Annotated in this window: 21 protein-coding genes; 16 read left to right on the top strand and 5 right to left on the bottom strand. The window is 44.3% G+C overall.

Features of this window, described 5'->3' with window-relative positions:
* The first annotated feature begins 152 nt into the window (after positions 1 to 152).
* Both E4665_RS05910 and E4665_RS05905 read left to right on the top strand, forming a co-directional pair.
* Entirely contained in the window at positions 153 to 938 is a 786-nt protein-coding gene (locus tag E4665_RS05910) for a glucose-1-dehydrogenase (protein ID WP_135347882.1), read from the top strand.
* 243 nt (positions 939 to 1,181) lie between these two features.
* Positions 1,182 to 1,727, top strand: a complete 546-nt coding sequence (locus E4665_RS05905) for an SRPBCC family protein (RefSeq protein ID WP_135347881.1) — start codon at positions 1,182 to 1,184, stop codon at positions 1,725 to 1,727.
* Positions 1,728 to 1,810: 83 nt separating this feature from the next.
* Here the strand turns inward: E4665_RS05905 and E4665_RS05900 are convergent, their stop codons facing one another.
* The gene (locus E4665_RS05900; protein WP_135347880.1) at positions 1,811 to 2,449 is read right to left on the bottom strand and encodes an alpha/beta hydrolase; all 639 of its coding nucleotides are present in this window, start codon (positions 2,447 to 2,449) and stop codon (positions 1,811 to 1,813) included.
* Positions 2,450 to 3,201: 752 nt separating this feature from the next.
* On the opposite strand from E4665_RS05900, the gene E4665_RS05890 reads away from it, so the two are divergent.
* Both E4665_RS05890 and E4665_RS05885 read left to right on the top strand, forming a co-directional pair.
* Complete coding sequence (locus tag E4665_RS05890) at positions 3,202 to 3,810, top strand: ArsR/SmtB family transcription factor (protein ID WP_135347878.1); 609 nt, start codon at positions 3,202 to 3,204, stop codon at positions 3,808 to 3,810.
* Between the two features lie 62 nt (positions 3,811 to 3,872).
* Positions 3,873 to 5,120: an MFS transporter gene (locus E4665_RS05885; protein WP_135347877.1), complete on the top strand. Its 1,248-nt coding sequence runs from the start codon at positions 3,873 to 3,875 to the stop codon at positions 5,118 to 5,120.
* Positions 5,121 to 5,129: 9 nt separating this feature from the next.
* Here E4665_RS05885 and E4665_RS05880 read toward each other — a convergent pair whose 3' ends face one another.
* Both E4665_RS05880 and E4665_RS05875 read right to left on the bottom strand, forming a co-directional pair.
* Positions 5,130 to 5,885, bottom strand: coding sequence for a class I SAM-dependent methyltransferase (locus E4665_RS05880; protein WP_135347876.1), 756 nt, complete (start codon positions 5,883 to 5,885; stop codon positions 5,130 to 5,132).
* A 35-nt stretch (positions 5,886 to 5,920) separates the two neighbouring features.
* Positions 5,921 to 6,616 (bottom strand): tyrosine-protein phosphatase, encoded by a 696-nt coding sequence (locus E4665_RS05875; RefSeq protein WP_135347875.1) that lies wholly within the window; start codon positions 6,614 to 6,616, stop codon positions 5,921 to 5,923.
* A gap of 418 nt (positions 6,617 to 7,034) precedes the next feature.
* Here E4665_RS05875 and E4665_RS05870 point away from each other — a divergent pair, with 418 nt between their 5' ends.
* Entirely contained in the window at positions 7,035 to 7,811 is a 777-nt protein-coding gene (locus E4665_RS05870; RefSeq protein WP_135347874.1) for a tyrosine-protein phosphatase, read from the top strand.
* Between the two features lie 50 nt (positions 7,812 to 7,861).
* Here the strand turns inward: E4665_RS05870 and E4665_RS05865 are convergent, their stop codons facing one another.
* Positions 7,862 to 9,250 carry an SGNH/GDSL hydrolase family protein gene (locus E4665_RS05865; protein ID WP_167815126.1) on the bottom strand — a complete coding sequence of 463 codons (1,389 nt, stop codon included), beginning with the start codon at positions 9,248 to 9,250 and terminating at the stop codon, positions 7,862 to 7,864.
* Positions 9,251 to 9,411: 161 nt separating this feature from the next.
* On the opposite strand from E4665_RS05865, the gene E4665_RS05860 reads away from it, so the two are divergent.
* Both E4665_RS05860 and E4665_RS05855 read left to right on the top strand, forming a co-directional pair.
* Complete coding sequence (locus E4665_RS05860) at positions 9,412 to 9,663, top strand: ribbon-helix-helix domain-containing protein (RefSeq protein WP_167815125.1); 252 nt, start codon at positions 9,412 to 9,414, stop codon at positions 9,661 to 9,663.
* Complete coding sequence (locus tag E4665_RS05855) at positions 9,653 to 10,063, top strand: PIN domain-containing protein (RefSeq protein ID WP_167815124.1); 411 nt, start codon at positions 9,653 to 9,655, stop codon at positions 10,061 to 10,063. The genes E4665_RS05860 and E4665_RS05855 overlap by 11 nt, the downstream gene beginning before the upstream one ends.
* A gap of 20 nt (positions 10,064 to 10,083) precedes the next feature.
* On the opposite strand, the gene E4665_RS05850 is transcribed toward E4665_RS05855, so the two are convergent.
* Entirely contained in the window at positions 10,084 to 10,935 is an 852-nt protein-coding gene (locus E4665_RS05850) for a hypothetical protein (RefSeq protein WP_135347870.1), read from the bottom strand.
* 106 nt (positions 10,936 to 11,041) lie between these two features.
* Between E4665_RS05850 and E4665_RS05845 the strand changes: the two genes are divergently transcribed.
* The 9 genes from E4665_RS05845 to dltD all read left to right on the top strand — a co-directional run bounded on the left by E4665_RS05845 (position 11,042) and on the right by dltD (position 20,241).
* Positions 11,042 to 12,388, top strand: a complete 1,347-nt coding sequence (locus E4665_RS05845; RefSeq protein WP_135347869.1) for a DUF2252 domain-containing protein — start codon at positions 11,042 to 11,044, stop codon at positions 12,386 to 12,388.
* 184 nt (positions 12,389 to 12,572) lie between these two features.
* Positions 12,573 to 13,118, top strand: a complete 546-nt coding sequence (locus E4665_RS05840; RefSeq protein WP_135347868.1) for a LemA family protein — start codon at positions 12,573 to 12,575, stop codon at positions 13,116 to 13,118.
* A 12-nt stretch (positions 13,119 to 13,130) separates the two neighbouring features.
* Positions 13,131 to 14,021: a zinc metalloprotease HtpX gene (gene htpX, locus E4665_RS05835; protein ID WP_135347867.1), complete on the top strand. Its 891-nt coding sequence runs from the start codon at positions 13,131 to 13,133 to the stop codon at positions 14,019 to 14,021.
* A gap of 691 nt (positions 14,022 to 14,712) precedes the next feature.
* Complete coding sequence (locus E4665_RS05830; RefSeq protein ID WP_135347866.1) at positions 14,713 to 15,897, top strand: serine hydrolase domain-containing protein; 1,185 nt, start codon at positions 14,713 to 14,715, stop codon at positions 15,895 to 15,897.
* Between the two features lie 41 nt (positions 15,898 to 15,938).
* Positions 15,939 to 16,085, top strand: a complete 147-nt coding sequence (locus E4665_RS05825) for a teichoic acid D-Ala incorporation-associated protein DltX (protein ID WP_135347865.1) — start codon at positions 15,939 to 15,941, stop codon at positions 16,083 to 16,085.
* 14 nt (positions 16,086 to 16,099) lie between these two features.
* The gene (dltA, locus tag E4665_RS05820) at positions 16,100 to 17,614 is read left to right on the top strand and encodes a D-alanine--poly(phosphoribitol) ligase subunit DltA (protein ID WP_135348056.1); all 1,515 of its coding nucleotides are present in this window, start codon (positions 16,100 to 16,102) and stop codon (positions 17,612 to 17,614) included.
* Positions 17,611 to 18,780, top strand: coding sequence for a D-alanyl-lipoteichoic acid biosynthesis protein DltB (dltB, locus tag E4665_RS05815; RefSeq protein ID WP_135347864.1), 1,170 nt, complete (start codon positions 17,611 to 17,613; stop codon positions 18,778 to 18,780). The genes dltA and dltB overlap by 4 nt, the downstream gene beginning before the upstream one ends.
* Positions 18,781 to 18,802: 22 nt before the next feature.
* Positions 18,803 to 19,054: a D-alanine--poly(phosphoribitol) ligase subunit DltC gene (gene dltC, locus E4665_RS05810; RefSeq protein ID WP_135347863.1), complete on the top strand. Its 252-nt coding sequence runs from the start codon at positions 18,803 to 18,805 to the stop codon at positions 19,052 to 19,054.
* Positions 19,051 to 20,241: a D-alanyl-lipoteichoic acid biosynthesis protein DltD gene (gene dltD / locus E4665_RS05805; protein ID WP_135347862.1), complete on the top strand. Its 1,191-nt coding sequence runs from the start codon at positions 19,051 to 19,053 to the stop codon at positions 20,239 to 20,241. Before dltC ends, dltD begins: the two co-directional genes overlap by 4 nt.
* The last annotated feature ends 92 nt before the right edge of the window (positions 20,242 to 20,333 follow it).

Raw genomic sequence — 20,333 nt, 5'->3', positions numbered from 1 at the left:
AGTTTTCTGTAAATTTAAAAAACGCATCGATGAAACCTCGCATTTTCCTTTAGGAAAGCGCGGGGTTTCGTTATTTTAGACATGAAAATGATTAATTTTCGGATAAATTTCCCAAAATGTTGAAGAAACATTTTTTTGGAGGGAAAAAATATATGTATCCGGATTTATCAGGGAAGGTGGCGGTCGTCACTGGAGGATCAAAAGGTATCGGAAATGCGATTGCGCGACGCTTGTCTGAAGAGAAAATGTCGGTAGTCATTAACTATAATCGTGATCACCGCGGCGCTGAAGAAACGGTCGCACTTTTGAGAAAGGCGGGCGGAAAAGCGGTAGCTGTCCGTGCCGATATCGGGACGGAAAAAGGGGCACGCGCGCTGGTCAATGCGGCCATCGAACACTTTGACGGCGTGGATGTCTGGGTTAACAATGCCGGCATGGAAAACCAGTCGCCGACAGATAAACTGGGCCTTGAAGACTGGAACAAGGTCATCAATGTCAATTTGACAGGTGTGTTTCTTGGCTCAAGAACAGCGCTCAGATATTTTCTGAATCAGAAAAAGAGGGGCAATATCATTAATTTGTCATCCGTCCATCAGAGGATCCCCTGGCCGACTTTCGCCCATTATGCGGCGAGTAAGGGAGGAGTACGGATGTTCAGCGAGACAATCGCACTCGAATACGCCGGACGCGGGATTCGTGTGAACAGCATTGCGCCCGGGACAATCAATACGCCGATTAACGCAGAAAAGTTTGCGGATCCGGTCCAGAAGAAAAGCACCGTGGAGCTGATTCCGATCAGTTATATCGGTGAACCAAAAGAAGTGGCTGCGGTTGCTGCATGGCTTGCATCGGAGGAGTCAAGCTATGTAACCGGCGCGACCATTTTTGTTGATGGCGGCATGTCTTTGTATCCGGAATTTAAAGAAGGGAAGGGCTAATTCTTCTTCTGAAAAGTATACTTTTGGACACATTTATTGTGTTTAACTTTTTTTGATCAGGGGTATATATAGAGTGTGACGGATATAAAAATACCGGTAAGCTTCTGGCAGCTGACAGAAGCTTACCGGAGACTCTGTCACAAGATGCATTATTGCTGTTCAGCTTCCGTTTCGTTCCAAATGAAACAGGGAACCTTTAGCCGAGAATAAACAAAATTTTTTTCCCGTTCTGGAGGTATGCGGATGGATGACGGAGAAACAACAAGCCGTATGAACACAAAGGTTGAAGGACAGGATCTCTTGATGGAGCGTGTTTTCGCAGCACCGAGAGACTTGGTATTCAAGGCTTTTTCTGAGCAGGAGCGTTTGGCAGAATGGTGGGGCCCTGAAGGATGGCGGACCGAAAGCCGAAGATTTGAGTTTATGCCGGATGGTGTCTGGCACTATTGCATGCGCTGCACGGATGAAGCGCAGGGTGAATTTTATGGCCAGGAATCTTGGGGTAAGGCAGTCTATCACAAAATCAGTGCACCGGAAAAGATTGTCTATACCGACATGTTTGTGAATGAGGAAGGCCAGCCGGTCGACGGAATGCCGCAGATACTCGTGACCGTGAAGCTGCTTGACGAAGAAAACAAAACAAGGGTGACGGTTCGCTCCCATTTCACGTCGGATAAAGCACTTCAGCAGGTATTGGATATGGGTGTCATTGAAGGATTCACTTCACAATTTGATCGCTTGGCCGGTTATTTGCACAAAAGTCAGGAGGAATTGCTTGATTATCACTAACGATTTCAAAAAGCGGCTTGAGCTGAGCAGCAAAATGTATACACAATAATCCCCGCCTGAGAAATAAATGGCGGGGATTATTGTCAGGCATTGAAATGATCATTCAGCCACCTGCGGATGTCTTGCACCTCAGGAGCGATCACACCATGAGCAACCGGATATTCATGATAACCCGTTTCGAATCCTTTTTCCGTTAGATAATTATTGATTGACCGCCCGACTTCGAGTGAAAACAGCGGATCAAACTGTCCCTGTGCGATAAAGAAAGCAGGCGGATTCTGAACAACCGGTGCTTTTTTGCGGTCCGTGATATATTGGGGCAGCCTTCCGTTCAGGACGACCGCGCCGGCTACATTGTCTGGATAGGTCAGGGCATAGGACAGGCTAAGAATGGCTCCCTGACTGAACCCAAGAAAGAACAGCGGCTGATTCGCCGAAAGCTTTTCCTTTTTATAGGTATCGTTCAGGAATTGATTGAGCCGGGAAAGTGTCCCTGATATTACTTCTTCCTCAGTTTGCCTGGAAAACTCGGGGATATAGTAGGTATAACCTGACCGGAACGGCTTATCACCCTGAACGTCGATCTGCACGAATGTCTTTTCTCCGCTACCAGCGATTGAAGTCAGGTCATGATAATTCGAGCCCATCCCGTGAAGAGTGACGAGAACAGGCATTGTGTCTGTAACAGTCTTGGGTCTGCTGATTTTATATAAATAAGTCATCATTCCACCTCTTTCATTCTTATATTTCTTATTTTAGAGATTACGGGCAGGCAGTCAAAGAATTGTTCCTCCGGGTTTTTTCAGCAACAAAAAAACCAGAGAGATTCAGCCTCTCACAGGCTTTACTATTGATCTGAAACAAGGTGGTTTCTTAAGTAAATAATCTGGCAGTGACGAATTTACTGAAAACGTTTTACAGGCATTGCATAAATTTTACAAGACTTTTATCATAAGGTTTAAATCATTGAAATAAATCATGGTTTCTGTTGATCTAAAATCAACCAGTTGCTCTTCCAGTTCGAGTTGATGTTTGTCTCTTTTTTTAAATGCCGAGTTAAAAACTACAATCAGGACTGGAGGGAGTTTGTATGTATTTAAGAATAGGGATTACATTGTTTTCCATAAGTGCAGTGATGTTTTTTGCCATTCAGGTATTATCGGAGGTTCGATTACTTTTGATTGACAGCGGTCAGCTGAATGGGGATAATACGTATACTTATTTTTCTTCAAGCCTCATATGGATACCGTTGATATTATTTATTTTGTCTCTGATTTCAATTTGGTATCATCTTAAGCGAAGTGGTATTTTAAAATAATTTCAGATTTTTGATAGTTTTACTTAATACTATGGTTTTCAGAGAGCAGATTCAATCACATTAACGATGTTCTATTACCTTCAAATTATTGCAAATAGTTATTATCAACGGTAAAATAAATTTAACCGATTAAAAATATATAACAGGTGATCAAAAATGAAGCCAACGCTCGTCATTAGAGATTTGAATCAACTGAAAGTTTTAAGTGACCCTTTTCGGGCCAAATTGATGATGCTGCTCGTTGAAAAACCGTATACAGGCCAGCAGCTGGCCGAGCAATTCAACTTATCCCGCGCGCGGATTCACTATCACCTGCGGGAACTTGAAAAAAACCATCTGATTGAATTGATCCGCACTGAAGAGATCAATGGGATTGTGCAAAAATTTTACCAATCGGTGGCCCAGGCTTTTTTACCCGATGTGTCCCTGCTTCCGCAAAAAAGGGAAGTCAGTGAAACCTACAGGCAGATCGTGCTGAGCATGATCGACAGGACACATATGCGTGCACTGACCGCTCCGGATGAGGCCTTTTCGATCAGTGGCCAAGTGCCAGGAAATATGAAGGCACTGGCTACCTATTGGGAGATAACGATGAATGACCGGCACTTTCAGGAATTTTCTAAAGAAGCGGCGGAGTTGTTTAATAAGTACGATAAACTGTGCAACCGGGATGGGGAGCAATCGGATGCAAAAACTTACTTTATGTCCGCCTTTGGATTTCAGGTTGATCGAAAGGCTTTTGATCAGCATATGGATCAGGAGTAATAATTTTTTGTTGAACGGTCAAATTTATTTTACCGAGTAAATATATTTAAGGAGAGATCCAAATGAAATCATTATTTCGTAATAGGAATTTCCGTCTTTTGATCTCGGCTCGCCTGATGACTAACATGGGAGACAGCATGTATTATGTCGGTGCCATGTGGCTGGTCTATCAGCTGGGCGGATCGGCTTTTTATTCAGGGCTGGCCGGGTTCCTGATCCTTCTGCCTCAGGCACTGCAATTTCTAGTTGGACCCATTGTTGACAGGTACCCGATACAAAAATTACTTATCGTTTCGCAAATAGGTCAGGCTGTATTGCTCTGTCTGATTCCCGCAGCCTATTTTTCAGGATTGCTTTCTGTCGGGCTGATACTCGCTGTCATGCCTGCCGTTTCTTTTCTTGATCAGTTCTCATTCCCGGCGGAAAATGCACTTATTCCGCGTTTTTTAGAGAGAGATGACCGGGTTACGGCCAATTCCTTGATGTCCCTGGCTTATCAGGGGACTGACGCCGCATTTAACGCGATCGGCGGAGCGGTCCTTGCTACAGTGGGAGCCATCTCCCTTTATTTGACCGATATCGGAACCTTTATTGCCGCTGCCGCGCTCTTCAAACTGCTGTGTGTTCCATCTGAGCCAATTCACGGCGCTTCTTTCAAGCATCAGGTAAATGACTACTTTGCCGATTTGAAAGCAGGATTTCAGGTTGTTCTGCATTCTGTTTTGGGGAAAATTATTGTGACAGGCGCTGTAACCAATTTTACGCTAGGTGCTTTGACCGCAGTACTCCCGGCTTACGCGGATTCGCTAGGCGGCTCGAAAAGCTACGGCATTCTGCTAGCAAGTTCAGCAGCCGGAAGCCTGACGGGCGCGCTGGCTGCTCCATTATTCAATCGTTTTTTCATTGGACGTCTGCTGATCGGTAGCTATTTTCTCGGTTTTTGTTTCTGGCTGCTTTCAGCGCTTGTTCCATCTGTTGTTCTTAAAGTTGTCTTTTTTGCAGCAAGCATGATTCCACTCGGGCTGAACAACGTGCTTGGCTATACTCTGATGCAAAACCTGCTTCCACAAAAATTACTGGCCCGCTCGATGTCGGTCATGGTCAGCGTCGCTACGTGCACGATGCCTTTGGGTTCTCTAATCGGCGGAGTGATCGGCAATGCTATAGGGAGCAGATTTGTGTTTATAATCGCAAGCAGCGGATTTCTGTTTGTATCAGTATACGTTCTTCTTATTCCTGTTTTGCGCCGTCTTCCTGCTCCAGTAAAAATCAGACCAGAGAATTTTGGATTTGGCGAATCAGATAGATAATTGAAGAACTTAGACGTGTCCGCTATAGCACCGGGTTTCATTTGGGAAAGGAACCATGCCGTTTTGGCTGTGTTTTTGAAAGAGTTCGGTCAGTGCCCCGATATAGGGCTGATAATTTGAGGCGGATTTTTTGGGAGCATACGAAGCTGAAAGATGCCGACCGATAAAGTCCTCCAGGTTGTAATAAAGCGGGTGATCATATGTCTTGAATTGATACTTTCCGTCTTGAAAGAAGGTTTTGAAACGGGATGAAATAGAATCAAGCCCTCCTGAGAAACCGTTAAAATCGGGACAGAACTGTTTACAGATTGTTTCACTTTCCTGAATGAGTGGCGCGTCGGGGACCCGGCTGTTCCAGATCAGAACGACCTGGCCCCAGCTTTTCAAGATACGCCCGCATTCTTTTTTGAAAGTCACGGGATCAAACCAGTGAAAGGCCTGAGCGACCGTAATCAGATCGGTTGATTGATTCTGCAGTGTGGTTTGTTCAGCCGTTCCGGCCACCGATGTGAACAGCGGATTCATACGGAGAGAAGATTCCGCTACATGGCGCATATCTGTGTTTGGTTCAACAGCCTTTACAGTTAAACCATGTTCTACAAGCTGGGCGGTCAGGATACCTGTGCCCGAACCGATATCAGCGACAACCGAAGCTTGATCGAGATTGTTTTCACTGATCAGATCACGGATCATCGCTTCAGGATAATCAGGTCTGAATCGGGCATAGATTTCGGCTTTACCGCTAAACTTTTCTGTGTTCGACATGTGATGTCCTCCAAAATAATTTTTTCTACCGTGATTCATTCGATCAGTTTCTTTTTCACGGATGCAATTTCATCTGCCGTTAAGTCGATTTTCCGAAAATAATGACGCACGCTGCCATAAGTTCTGAAAAACTGTTCGAGTGTTTTTTCCATGTATTCCATGTCGGAACGGCCGTAATAGGATGGCAGGTTCGGATCCCGTTTCATTTTTTCCCTGATGTCTGAACGTAAGTAAGTGTAGGAAATCTGATAATCCGCAAGAATATCGCTGACGTCCACCCTTGCAATGAGCAGAAGCAGGGCGGAAACCACACCGGTCCGATCTTTCCCCGCAGCGCAATGAATCAGGATGGCTCCATCTTGTTCGGCGATAATCTTCATGATCTTTTTCAAGGCTGAAAAATCAGATAGGATCCTCGCGTAAAGTGACGGAACCTCATCCTTTGAACCAGGGTCTTTATTTCCGATCAGAAACGGACAGTGAAAATAATTAAAATCGGCAGACTGTTCAAAGGCGCTTGGTTTTTTTACAATTTCCGCTTTTGAACGAAAATCAATGGCGGCTGTCACACCTGATTCTTTTAGGAGGGCGATGTCTTCTCCACTTAGAACCAAAGGTGCACCGCTGCGGATTATCCTGCGAAACTTTGTCGCTTTGCCGTCTGCAGTCGGATATCCGCCCAGATCCCGGGTATTTAGCGTCGAAGAAAGCGGAATGCGTCTTGAAATCATTCACTTCACCTTTTTTGCGTTAAAATTGGTGGTGCTTCTGTCATGTTTGCCTTCCTTCATCAATCATATCCTGATTCTGAAAAAGAATGACACAATGGCGGGCGGCTCTCTAATTGACAGTGTCTTCTGTTAAAAAGACTTCTATTCTGCTGTCCAACCATAGTACAGATTCATCCCATATTTTTCAAGATTAATCACCTCCTGGTCGCGGGAAGGGCTGTACTCCTCCATTATAAACTGTATTCAAGAAGGGTTACGATACCTTTTACCAGAGTGGATAATCCGTTTTCAATAATAATTTGTAAAGAAAGATAGATTCGATTCAGACTTAAAAGAAGTATGATATGATAAATCAACAGTGAATCATTTTTGCCCGGATGATTGTCCGGTGATTGTTTATAGGGGGGAGAGGATGCGGATGGAAGAAAAAGTTTTGCCGGAGCGGTTGCTCCCTTTGGAAGGTGTCTTCAATTTCCGTGATATGGGCGGGATTAAAGCTCAAGACGGCAGGCGGATCAAAAAAGGGCTGATCTTCCGGGCAGCTGAGCTGACCGGTCTTACTGCGGGAGATATTGATTATCTGAAAGATTTGGAAATCAAGTATATCTATGACTATCGGGATAAGGAAGAAGCCGATTTAAAACCGGATCCGCAGATTGGGCGCGAGAAACATGAACGAGTTGCCGTCAACGGCGAGGATAAGTCAACCGCCCATTCGGAGTGGGATCCGGAAACTTTTTATAAAACATTTACCCGCGAGAAATTTACACAGGTGTATGCACAGATGCCGATCCGCAATGCCTCTTACCAAAGGATGATGAGCCTGGTCGCTCGGCCGGAACAGAATTTGCCGTTGGTCCACCATTGCACGGGAGGACGGGATCGGACCGGGGTCGGGGCAATGCTAATTTTAAAAACACTGGGCGTGCCGACGGATACCATTATGGAAGACTATATGCTTTCAAATCAGACACTTTTCGTCTTTCACGAGGAAATGTTTGAAGAGGCTTCACACTATATTTCCGGAACGGCTTTAAAACGCTTTGAAGACGGTTTTCTGCTCCATGAAGAATTTCTTGAAGCCGCGATGCAATCGATCTCCGAAACCTATGGCACATTTGAACACTATCTGTCGGCAGAGTTTGGCATGACAGATAAGACGCGTGAGAAAATACAGGACTTCTGTCTGGAATAGATAAAATCGGTACGGTGGCTCGTTCCCCACTGCACGGATAATTTCATTCATTAATTATTTAATAATCGGCGGGCTATTTCCTTCGAAAGCAGGAAATAGCCCGCTTTGTTCATGTGAAGACCGTCCGTATAATACTGCTTCTTAATAGCTGGATCAAATGGATTCATTTGTGTATTGACGAAGCGGTCGTGCTGCATATCGATTAATTCAAGGCCGTAGTAACTGGCAGTCCGCTTGATAGCGGCAGCATATTGATCCTGCGAAAGCCCCAGCCCGTTCTTTTCGTAGGTGCTGTAAGTCGGGACAGCATTTTGCGTCAGCGGTGTCATATAAATAATTTTCGCTTTCGGATTATTGCGCTGCAGATACTCTGAGAAATTTCTCAACCCGCCAAAAAAAGTGTAGCGGCTCCGTACATCGAAGCTCCCCAGCGGGACATCGTGACGAAAATCATTGATGCTTACAATGACGAGAATCGTATCAGGATGTTTTCCATGGCTGTTGATCCAGCTCTCCCGCTCCTGAAATGAGTCTTTTCGGTCGCTTCGGACAGCGACGGCGGATCCGCTGACACCATAATTCTCAACTCGGGACAGACCGAGTTCGGACGGCAGATAGTGTACCCAGGAATATTGGGTAGTTCCGTTATCGATGTCGGCTGAAGAACCTCTTGTAACACTGTCACCAAATGCGATCAGAAAGTTGCGATGAAATGAATTGTTTTTATAGAAATCCGCATTATGTATAAAGCCTGTCCGGCCATTAATGGTTACGATATTCCAATTCCCGCTAAAGCTGTGACCGTATAGTACATGACCGCGGGGAATCCGGGCGATGATCGAACGAACGCCGCTGTATGCATCGGCATAGACGTTTGACGCAGACTTTGAAGCATAATAATGATTATTCTTTTGAGTGACGGCCAAATTGAGATCATTATGGTGAACATATCCGGTGTCATGCTTTCCCTTGACAGTCACGACTGTCTTATACCAGTTCCTATCCATCCTGACAACAGTTAGCGATTGTGATCCGCGAATCGAATAAAAAACTGTGTTCTTTTTTCCATACGGATAAGGTGTGTTATAAATATTGGTATGTTTTCTCAGACTGTAAATGTGGTACGATCCGGTACTTTCATCTTTGAGGATATCATTGCTGTGGACATAACCATAGTGTCCGTTGATCAGAAAATTTACTCTGTTCCAGCTTTTGTTAATTGGCGTAATACTTATTTCCTGGCCGCCGGATAACTTTTTCAAAGTGCGTCCGGTATGGCGGTAGTGCGGATTACTGTAGATATTTACTGTTTTACGGTACGCAAAAGCAGTTAATTGAGCGGAAGCTTTTACTACGTCCGGATCCTTGATATGGAGCAAAATCAGTAACAGTGTCGCTGTAAATATGATCGGGATGGCCTTTTGAGTATGTCTTTTCAAAGTCATATGCCTTCTTGATTAAATTAATGTTTATTATGGATAAAGAACCGGAAGATTATGAAAAACGGACACAATAATGTCCAGCCGTGAGTTATTGGGCCATGTTGAAATTTTATAATGTATAATGTATGATTATAATGTATAAGAGAGGAGATGAGATCGTGAAGCGAAAACAGATTTATCTGACTGAGGAGTTGGATAACCAATTAAATGAACTGGCCAGGTCCCAGGGAGTACCTCAGGCGGAAGTCATTCGCGAAGGGCTTGAGGTTTATTTGCAAAGCTTTGATGAAAAGGATAAAAATTGGAGAGACCTGATGGTTGAGATGAAGCGTTCAACGCTTAACGGTCTGAATTGGAGCAGGGACGATGTGTACGCTGAAAGATCTCGGGGATTTAGCGATGAAAAATAAAAAAGTCTTTATTGATACTGATATTCTAATCTATGCCTTTGATCACCAAAACGAGGCGAAGCAAAAAAAAGCGATTGAGACTCTGGAGAGATTCAAAGACCAACTGCGGATTTCTGTACAAAATCTTTCTGAGTTTACGTCCGTCATGCTGAAGTATGGGTGTGATCCGGAATGGCTGCGCGGGACTGTCAGCCGCATGACAAGGGTGATGACTGTCCTTCCGCTGAAATCATCAGATGTTTCTGAAGCTCTGCGAGGGGTCAAGCAGTATCACATGCACTATTGGGACGCCCAGATTTGGGCTGTTGCGCGGTCGAATGATATTCCGGTTCTCTTTACTGAGGATGGGCCGGTCGGGGAAACGATTGAGGGCGTCACATATGTTAATCCGCTGGCATGAGGAACGGGACCGGTGAGCGTTCACAGCCAATCCGGGGTTTTTTCGCAATCATCAATCCAGTTAGCCACTGCGGGATCCCCAGCAAGTTCCAGATGAAACCAGACCGGTTTTTGTCCAACAGACACCAGCCCTTGAGTTCCTTTCAGGTTGTCTCTCACAATGTACTGCGCCTCTGTGCCGCTTCTTCCATTCCATTTCAGGATCATGTAGCGGTGCCGGGTCAGCTGTTCAAAAGGGATAACCGGTTTTATCTCAGTATTGAACTGCTTGGTTAGTTCGGATACCAGATCATCTTTTTTCATTTTGAGGAGCGGCGCGAGATGATAATAATCTCCGCTATCATTCTGACTGCCGAAAAACGGAATTCCGGCGGTTCTGATCTGCTCAAGCCACAGATCCTTTGTTTTCTGAAGGAATTTCCATTTGTTTTTTCGGTGGAGTCCCCATCCGATAAGAATCCATGGATGGTTTTGAAGTTCTCCGATTGAAGCCAAAGCTTCTTCCAGAGTGATTCGATCATGCGCGACGAGTTCCTCAAAGTCTTCGATCGCCTTTTCCGCATAGGCGCCTCTCAAGTTGAAGAGATTGTAGATTTGGAGTTTTCCTGATGGCCGGCCTTCATAAAACTGATCCACCAGCCGGATCAGTTGATCCATGGTCTGATCAGGATGAATTTTGCCCATTGCCGCGCCGAATTGATCCAGCCTGAGGCCCATTTTCGGATTCATTTTTCCAAATTCCGCGGACCCGGGGTTCAGCATCAGAACGGCTCCGAGTGACTGGCGGCTTTCTCCCCACTGAATGTACGACGACGTCCTGAATATTTTCCCATAACGCTTAACAAACGTTCCGAAAGCCTGTGGTTGATCCATTGTTTCCTCCTGTTATCTCATCATTGCAAATTTGCGGTTCGAACGGTTTCCATACATAATAATAGCAGAATTGGACGAATCTATGGTCTGAAAAGAGGGGGTACAGATGAGCCTGCACGGACTGGACGGAAAAATAAAGCTGGAACAAATGAGTGTTCTTAAGAAGGCAGGTAAGTCAGCGAGGGAAAAAGTGCCGTTTTCGGATCAGGCGGTGTTTATGCCTGTAGATCGTGATCCTGTGGCTCTTGTTGACGCACTGAACAAAGAACGTCTTCCTGAGCTGCTGGAACTCCAAAGAGAGCGGATGTCTGCTTCGCCGTTCGCTTTTTACCGGGGAACCGCAGCGCTTATGGCACACGATCTGACTGCTCAGGCAGCGACGGAAAAACAGGTGATCATCTGCGGTGATGCGCACATTGGCAATTTCGGCTTTTATGCCTCTCCGGAACGGAGGCTGATTTTTGACCTTAACGATTTTGACGAATCTGCTCCCGGACCGTGGGAATGGGATGTCAGGCGTCTCGTGACGAGCGTGATCTTGTGTGGCCAGTCGCTGGGTTTTCGGGCTGACCAGATTGATGAGGCCGCGATGCAGGCCGCATACAGTTATCGCAGTGGTTTGAGACGGGTGCTGGATCTGGATGCGCTGGACCGTTTTTATCTGAGTATTGACGATGGGGAAATACAGAAAATCTTGACAAAGTCGATCCGCGAGGCATTTGAAAAAGCGGCGCGCAAAGCCAGGCGGCGAACTTCCGGACAAGTCATCAAAAAAATGACGGAGACGGATAAAGCGGGGCGGATCCACTTCATTGAGGACCCGCCGCTTCTGACGCATGCGGGTTCAGAGCTTGTGTCGCAGGTTCATGAATATTTTGACCATTATAGAAGAAATGTGGCACCCGACATATCCATGTTCCTGTCCCAGCATGTCGTCACTGATGTCGCTCGTCGCGCCGTCGGGGTGGGGAGCGTCGGCACGAGATGCTATCTGATGGTGCTGACATGCACCGACGGAAGCCATCTTGTGCTGCAGATTAAGGAAGCTGGGTGCTCCGCTGTTTCACACTATTACAAGCCTGAGAGCGATGTTTCGGAATTTTTTCCACAAAATGCCTCGGAAGGCTATCGAGTCGTGGCCTGCCAGGAAATCCTTCAGGCTGTATCGGATCCTTTCCTTGGCTATTTTCATGCTCATGGGCGTGATTTTTATGTCCGTCAGTACCGTGATATGAAGGGTTCTGTCGACCTTGATGACCTGTCCGCGACCCAATTTGACAAATATGTTGCCGGATGCGGTCTGTTGCTTGCCCGCGCGCATGCCCAGAGTCCGAATGCCACCTGGATCAAGGGCTATATGGGAAAGTCTGATCAATTTGACCGAAGCATGGTGGAATGGTCAAAGGCCTACAGCAAGCAGGTTGAGAAAGATTTCGAAGCGTTCACCAAATAGTTGATAAATACAGATTGAATAAAAATGTTCCGTGTGAAAATGACAGATTTATAGATATTTTTTGGAGGGCGGGTGCAGTAGAGAAAGGCCTCAGCTACGCCATAAAATGAACCATTAATTTCGCGCCTTACATGGTATACTTAAATTGTGGGACGCTATCTCATCTGAAGGGGTGTGTTGCAAAATGACAACAATCATTATTATTGCTGTAATTGCGATTATTGTGCTTTTCTTTATCTTTTCATACAACGGCCTGGTGAAATACCGCAACTGGGTGCAGGAGTCGTTCAGCCAGATTGATGTTCAGCTGCAACGGCGCCACGACCTGATCCCGAACCTGGTCGAGACGGTCAAAGGCTATGCAAAACATGAAAAAGAAACATTAGCTCAGGTGATTCAGGCGCGGAATGGCCTCATCAGCGGGACGCCGCAGCAAAGAATTGAAGCGGATAATCAGATCGAGGGGGCGCTGAAGTCAATCTTTGCCCTGGCTGAATCGTATCCCGATCTGAAAGCCAACCAGAATTTTCTGAGCCTGCAGGAGGAATTGGCAACCACGGAAAATAAAGTCGCTTACTCTCGCCAGCTCTATAATAAAACGGTTAAAGATTATAACATTAGGCGGGAATCATTCCCGACCAATCTGATCGCCGGTATATTTGGCTTTAGGCGGGAGGAGCTGCTCTCGATTCCCGAAGCCGACCGCGAAGTGCCTAAGGTCACTTTTTAACGGAGGAGAACCATGCTATACCAACAAATTGCGCAGAATAAGCGGAAAACTTTTGTGCTGGTCGCGTTTTTCTGCCTGCTTGTCCTGGCGATCGGATGGGCGGTTGGTTATTTTGTCGGAAGCGACTCCATTTCGGGAATTGTGATTGCCGCGGTGGTTCTGGCTTTTTACGTTCCGATTACGTTTGCCAGCGCAAAAGCTCAGGTGCTCAGTATGTCCGGCGCGCGGGAAATTCAGAAAAGTGACAATCCGATGCTATTCAACATTGTTGAAGAACTGTCCCTAGCCGCCAATGTGCCGATGCCGAAAATTTATATCATGAATGATCCTTCGCCCAACGCGTTTGCTACTGGGATGAAACCGGACTCGAGTGTCATCGCTTTTACGAGCGGACTCTTGGAACGGCTGAACCGCGAGGAAATCGCGGCTGTCGCCGCCCATGAATTTTCGCACATCCGGAACTATGATATACGACTGATGACGCTTTGTATCGCTCTGGTCGGTGTCATTGTTATCATTGCCAACATGGGACAGCGGATGTTTTTCTGGGGCGGCGGCCGCAGTAATAAACGCAATAATGATAAGTCTAATCCGGTGCTGATGATTGCCGCACTGGTTCTGATTATTCTCGCGCCGCTTGCCGCTCAGTTTGTCCAACTGGCTGTTTCCCGGAACCGCGAGTATCTTGCCGATGCTTCGGCTGTAGAAATTACCCGAGATCCGCAGGGACTGATCAATGCCCTGACCAAGATCAGTAGTGATTCCGAGGGCATGAAAAACGCGAAACAGGCTACTGCTTCGATGTATATCGCTAGTCCTTTCGGGCGAAAGAAGAAGCAGTCAAGCTGGTTTGCGACCCATCCCCCGATCGAAAGCCGAATTGAACGGCTCAGGGCGATGTGACCTCAAGTAACTTACACTTCCACTTTGAATGAACTTAACTGTTAACATCAGATGGCATAAAAAAGTCTCCCTCGCCTGATAATTTGGTTGGTGAACCAAAATTTATTCTGGCATGAAGAGAGGCTTTTTTTGATACATCGTTTGAAGCTTTCCTGAACGCTAGGCATAGCCCTGCGTTTTCATTTCATGAAATAAAGAGCTGGAGAGAAATTTAATAAATTTTTCTCTCCAGCTCTTTTTGCCCAGTTTTTCTGAGTATAAAACGAATTACTAAAAAGACGAGCTTCTCAGATGTCATGAAACGAGCTGAATGTGTATATGCCTGTTTTAAGAGACTCTAGCTGCAACGGCTCTGAGTGTTGTTACACGTTTACAGTATGAGATTTTCTTATTTTTTTAGGAAAGGCAAATCTCCCCCAATTTTAACGATAAGTCAACCATAATCTTAAGATACCATGCCTTTCTTAATTTTTTATTAATTTCTCATTAAATTCTAACCTATAATTTGTTTCTCAGTGGGGGCACAAGGCGCAATATAGAAATATATCTTAAAATTCATGTGCTGTTTTAAAGGCTACAGCGTTTTAAAGTGACTTTTTCACCAAAATCGAAATTTTTATATCTAAAGATATTTGAAACAGGTGCCAAATCTCATCTCCCTAATAAGAATGCTGGAAAGGATAATAAAGTGATGAAAAAGAGGATCCACGCTCGAAAACATCGTCTTGTCGGGGTCGTAGTACTGATTCTGTGCTTTAGTGTAGCCGCATTAATTTTCTTAAAATATAGCGGTAATAGAAATATAGCGGTGCCATTCCATAAAAACGTGAATAAAACATTCGTCCATCCCGGCACATCTTTAGAAACAAAGCCCCTTCATGCGGAGGACACATCCTTAACAAAAAGCATTGCCAGAGTAAGATCCGCATTTAACCTATATTTGGATGATGTGCACTTCTCAGGAACGGCAGTACTTGTCAGTCATGGACACGTTGTACTAGATAAAGGCTATGGGTATAGAAATGTTCGCCTTCACTTGCCCAATAAGCCTTCAACTGAATATTATATTGGCTCAATAACAAAATCGGTTACAGCCGTTGCATTTATGCAAATGAGACAGCAGGGACTTATTTCATTTAATACGCACGTATCACAATTTTATCCGGATTTCCCAAATGGAAGATCAATCTCGATGCTTGATCTCTTGTGTCACGTTTCGGGACTACGGGGCATTCCAGAAACATCCCAGTATGTGACTAGAGACGAACAGGTTCAAAGAATTGCAGATTGGAATCTTCGGCTTTCCTATCGACCAGGATCGCGATGGAGCTATCAGGATGATAATTATACGCTGGTTGCCTCGATCTTAGATAAGGTCAGTTTGAAAGCCTATGGAGAGACTTTGCATCAGTTCATTCAGAAAAATATTTTCGATAAAGCCCATATGACGCATGCTGGATTCAAGAATGCCATGCTGCAATCTTCGTATCGATCATTTCCATACACAGGGATCATTTCTAAACCGATACCTTCTTTTACTCAGCTCTTTGGCTGCGGCGATGTTTATATGTCCGCATGGGATCTCTATCTGTTTGATCAAGCACTTGCTGATGGAACGCTCTTATCGGATGCAAGTTATCACACCATTTTCCAAAAACATTTCAATGTGAGCGACTACACGCTGGGCTGGTATCTAAATCGAGCGGGTTGGGGAAACCGAACCTATTCGAGTCATGGCGTACTAGGCGGATGGAACGGAAGTAATGCATTTTCCATGGACCGGCAGAATTTTGTTGTGTTACTCAGTAATTCATCTCGTACATCCGGTATCTTTGCTCATGCCAACTATATGACTTTTGATATGCTATCGAAATGATAAGAGCATAAGTTACACCAGATATAAGGAGGAAGATATTCATGAATCACCTAAAAACTTGGTGGTATCATCCTGTAGTCCAGTGGATCGTCAGGACATTTTATTACACAGCTATCCTTCTCGGTTTGATTATCATCTATGGATTTGCTGCTGCACATACTGGCAGTTTTATTTATAACGAGTTCTGAGGGGCGATATTATGTTGAACATTTTGAGACAAATCGAACGTTGGGCGGATCAAACTCCGGATCAGGTGTGCTATGTGTGGAGACAGGAACGTTTGACTTATGGTGAGTTAAAACAAAAATCCGATGCCCTGTCATGTTGGATTGACGAAGTCTTCGGCAGTGACAGGGCACCTATCCTTATCCATGGTCATATGCATCCTAATATGATTGTTCTTTTTCTCGCCTGCATTAAATCAGGGCATGCTTATATTCCTGTTGACCTTTCTGTGCCAGCCGACCGAATTTCAATGATTTTAGAAGATTCGGCAACACAGTTGGTTTTCAGTGAACGGCCGATGCTCTTTCCTGAATGTACGCAAAAAGTCGTCGGGTTTGATCAGCTGAACAATATGATTGCAAAGTACCCGAATCAAAGAGTCAGTGATGATCGTGCTGTCAACGGTGAGGACGTCCTTTATATCATCTACACATCAGGAAGTACAGGAAGACCAAAGGGTGTACAGATTCCCCATGAATCTCTTGAAAGCTTTGTTTCATGGATGAATCAGGATTTTGGATTGGAAAACCGGCAGACTTTTATGAATCAAGCGCCTTATTCGTTTGACCTTTCAGTCATGTCCCTTTACCCATCTCTTACCATGGGTGGGACTTTGTGGGCTATCGATAAGGATATGATTGCCCAGCCAGCCGAACTCGTGGAGTCATTAAAAAAATCGGATATAAATATCTGGGTGTCAACCCCGTCATTTGCGGAAATATGCCTGATGCTGCCTTCTTTTTCACAAGAGATTCTTCCTGATTTGCATACGTTTTTATTTTGTGGGGAGACACTTCCTGTTCAAGTGGCTGAAAACCTGCAGAATCACTTTCCGAATGCTGCGATTGTCAATACTTACGGACCAACCGAATCCACAGTAGCAGTGACGAGTATACAGATCAAGAAAGATATGCTTGTTAATCATCTTGCGCTTCCGGTCGGACGCTGTAAATCTGACTGCAGGATATTGATTTTGGACTCAGATGGACATTCCGTGCCGGAGGGCGAAAAGGGCGAAATCGTGATTTGCGGACCGAGTGTTGGAAAGGGCTATCTGAACGATCCGGAAAAAACGAATGCGGCGTTTGGCAAAGTTGACGGTCAGCGTTCCTATCATACAAAGGATCTTGGGTCGCTCAGAAACGGATTGCTTTATTATCATGGCCGTATGGACAGACAAATTAAAATCCACGGATTCAGAATGGAGCTGGAAGAAATCGAGCATGTCCTTTCTTCCTGCAGTTATGTTAAACAAGCGGCAGTTCTTCCCATAAAGAAAGGGGAAACTTATGACCATTTGTTGGGTGTTGTCGTTGCCGGGACGCACTCCTTTGAAAAGTCATACCAGCTTTCGTCAGCCATTCGAAAAGAAATGAGCCGTTATCTTCCTTCCTATATGTTACCAAGGAAATTTGTGTACCATGCGTCTCTTCCGATGACGACAAATGGAAAGGTCGATAGAAAAGCTTTACTGAAAGAGGCTGTCCGATGATCTCTTTTGTTCCTTATGCTTCATTCCGCTTCTTTATAGTAGCAGGAATCTTGATGATCCCGATTATTGTGTCAGGACTTATTGGAAAACGAATGCGTTTATACAATGATTTCGTTACCGTCGTCATGATCTTTCTTATCTTTTATGGGCAGCCGGCACAGTTTGTTTCCATCATTATATTTGTGCTTTGGCAAACAGGATTAGTGAAGGGTTATCTAGAACTGAGAAAGCGGAATAACCGATCGGTTTATTTTTATGTTGCTACTGCATTGGCTGTATTTCCGCTGTTTATCGTTAAACTTTCGGCTGATGTGCCAGCGCTGAACTTTTTCGGTTTTCTTGGGATCTCTTATGTATCCTTCCGAACCATTGAGATGATTATGGACATACGGGATGGACTCATAAAGTCCGTTTCTGTTGCTGAATTCCTAAGGTTTGTCCTGTTCTTCCCTACAATCTCTTCTGGGCCAATTGATCGCTATAGCCGATTTAAGAAAGATCAGGCTGTCGTGCCAACGAGAAAAGAGTACAAAGAACTTCTGTATCTGGGATTAAATAAAATCTTTCTTGGCTTCCTCTATAAATACATTATTGGTTATTTGGTCCATGAATACTGGATGGGATCATCTATGATGAATGGTAATAGCCTTTTCAGTATTTGGATGTACATGTATGCATACAGTATGTATCTGTTTTTTGATTTTGCGGGGTACAGCCAGTTTGCGATCGGACTCAGCTACTTGATGGGCATCCGGACACCGGAAAATTTCAATAAACCCTTTCTCAGCCGGAATATTAAGGACTTCTGGAATCGGTGGCATATGTCTCTGTCGTTTTGGTTCCGAGATTTCATCTACATGCGCTTCGTCTATACCATGATCAAGAAGAAAAGACTCAAAAATCGGTATTTAATTTCTGATCTTGGTTTGGCACTCAATTTTATGATTATGGGTTTCTGGCACGGTTTTTTGCTGCAATACATCATCTACGGTATCTATCATGCGGTGGTTTTTATTTCATTTAATCGTTTTGAACAATTCAATAAAAAGCACTCCATTTGGTCAAAAGACAACAGGTGGGTGCATGCACTATCGGTGCTCATTACTTTTCATGTGATTTGTTTTAGTTTCTTGATTTTTTCAGGGAGACTTAATTTTCTTTGGTAACTAATAAAAAGGAGTGCTTACAATGACAGAAATTACACCAGCATTTGAAAATCAAGTATTGGATATCCTAGCTGAAGTATGTGAATCTGATGAAGTGAAGAATGAACCTGATATCCGCTTGTTTGAGGAGGGTCTGATGGATTCATTTGCTACGATTGCTCTATTGGTAGAAGTTGGCGAGCGGATGGGTATAGATGTCCCGATTTCCGATTTTAATCGAAATCAATGGGCGACACCGAACATGATTATTCAACAGTTGGCTGATCGAAAATGAAAACTCCAAAAATTGGTCCAATGATTTTGGCTGTCATTATTGTCAGTTCGCTAATCTTTATGCCGTTAAGCGTAGAAAGCATGACCATAAGTCAAAGTGAAGTTTATAAGGCATCATCAACTCTCGATCCCAACATTTTTCAAGGAATTCTCATGCAAAGGAAAATGCTTGAGAATAAGCAATACTTACCCATATATGGATCATCAGAATTGCACAGGCTGGACATGTATCATCCGACAAATTATTTTCAAATTAATCCGGATGGTTTTACTCCATTTTTGATCGGAAGAGCAGGTATGTATTCACTTGTACAATTTTTAAATCTGGCATCTAATGCTGATTTGCTTAAGAATCGGAAAATCGTGTTTATTATTTCGCCGGAATGGTTTTCGAACACAGGGCTCAGTGAGTCCTACTTTGCAGGCAACTTTTCAGAAGAACAAGTCTATCAGTTCATTTTCAGCCATGATATTAATCCAGGACTGAAGCAGAAGGTTGCGAAAAGACTGCTTCAATTCAATTTTGTCAGACACAATGGAACAATTGCTCCGCTTCTAGAAAAAATTGCAAAATCAGCTCATATTTCCAACTTTACTCTGTTCTCAGCCTCACTGCAAGGTCATTTCACAAGTAAGGTATTGCAGTTATACGATGCAATAAAAATGCAAAAGGTCACGCCTAATTATTACCCAAGTCAATATCAGAGCCCCAACAAAAAATTAAAAGGGAAAAGCTGGAGCCAGCTGGAGGAAATGGCTGTGAAAGATATGAAAGCTACAAGTAACTCAAATCGTTTTCATATCAATAATGCTTTCTATATCAAACAGATCAAAAACAGGCTTGAACATTTTAAAAATTATGATGTACATCAAAAATTTGGTCATTCTCCGGAATACGGAGATCTGCAGCTTGTTATTGACTTGCTAAAGGAAGAGCATGCGAAGGTTCTGTTTATTTCCCTCCCTTTTAATGGAAGCTGGTACGATTATGCGGGAGTTTCTCAACAAAAAAGAGAAACGTGCTATCACAAAATTGTCTCTGAGGTTCACAAGGGCGGTTTTCAACTGGCAGATTTTACTCAGTTTGACAACAAGCCCTATTTTCTCGAGGATACGATGCATGTTGGTCCTGAGGGTTGGGTTTATATTGATCGCGCAATCAGAAATTTTTATAACGAGAAGTCGTGAAGCGTCAGCTAGTATTTATATCTGACTGCCACATTTTTATTGCTGCTGTATTCAAAATTCAGGAGGCAGTTTCAAGGTCCTTATTTTTAACC

The organism is Sporolactobacillus shoreae (assembly GCF_004684935.1).
In the GTDB taxonomy this organism is placed as follows: domain Bacteria; phylum Bacillota; class Bacilli; order Bacillales; family Sporolactobacillaceae; genus Sporolactobacillus; species Sporolactobacillus shoreae.
This window is presented reverse-complemented; position numbering and strand designations above follow the sequence as displayed.

Coding starts and splice junctions, on each gene's coding strand:
- E4665_RS05910 (WP_135347882.1), top strand. CDS start 153: ATGTATCCGGATTTATCAGGGAAGGTGGCGGTCGTCACTGGAGGATCA.
- E4665_RS05905 (WP_135347881.1), top strand. CDS start 1,182: ATGGATGACGGAGAAACAACAAGCCGTATGAACACAAAGGTTGAAGGA.
- E4665_RS05900 (WP_135347880.1), bottom strand. CDS start 2,449: ATGACTTATTTATATAAAATCAGCAGACCCAAGACTGTTACAGACACA.
- E4665_RS05890 (WP_135347878.1), top strand. CDS start 3,202: ATGAAGCCAACGCTCGTCATTAGAGATTTGAATCAACTGAAAGTTTTA.
- E4665_RS05885 (WP_135347877.1), top strand. CDS start 3,873: ATGAAATCATTATTTCGTAATAGGAATTTCCGTCTTTTGATCTCGGCT.
- E4665_RS05880 (WP_135347876.1), bottom strand. CDS start 5,885: ATGTCGAACACAGAAAAGTTTAGCGGTAAAGCCGAAATCTATGCCCGA.
- E4665_RS05875 (WP_135347875.1), bottom strand. CDS start 6,616: ATGATTTCAAGACGCATTCCGCTTTCTTCGACGCTAAATACCCGGGAT.
- E4665_RS05870 (WP_135347874.1), top strand. CDS start 7,035: ATGGAAGAAAAAGTTTTGCCGGAGCGGTTGCTCCCTTTGGAAGGTGTC.
- E4665_RS05855 (WP_167815124.1), top strand. CDS start 9,653: ATGAAAAATAAAAAAGTCTTTATTGATACTGATATTCTAATCTATGCC.
- E4665_RS05850 (WP_135347870.1), bottom strand. CDS start 10,935: ATGGATCAACCACAGGCTTTCGGAACGTTTGTTAAGCGTTATGGGAAA.
- E4665_RS05845 (WP_135347869.1), top strand. CDS start 11,042: ATGAGCCTGCACGGACTGGACGGAAAAATAAAGCTGGAACAAATGAGT.
- E4665_RS05840 (WP_135347868.1), top strand. CDS start 12,573: ATGACAACAATCATTATTATTGCTGTAATTGCGATTATTGTGCTTTTC.
- htpX (WP_135347867.1), top strand. CDS start 13,131: ATGCTATACCAACAAATTGCGCAGAATAAGCGGAAAACTTTTGTGCTG.
- E4665_RS05830 (WP_135347866.1), top strand. CDS start 14,713: ATGAAAAAGAGGATCCACGCTCGAAAACATCGTCTTGTCGGGGTCGTA.
- E4665_RS05825 (WP_135347865.1), top strand. CDS start 15,939: ATGAATCACCTAAAAACTTGGTGGTATCATCCTGTAGTCCAGTGGATC.
- dltB (WP_135347864.1), top strand. CDS start 17,611: ATGATCTCTTTTGTTCCTTATGCTTCATTCCGCTTCTTTATAGTAGCA.
- dltC (WP_135347863.1), top strand. CDS start 18,803: ATGACAGAAATTACACCAGCATTTGAAAATCAAGTATTGGATATCCTA.
- dltD (WP_135347862.1), top strand. CDS start 19,051: ATGAAAACTCCAAAAATTGGTCCAATGATTTTGGCTGTCATTATTGTC.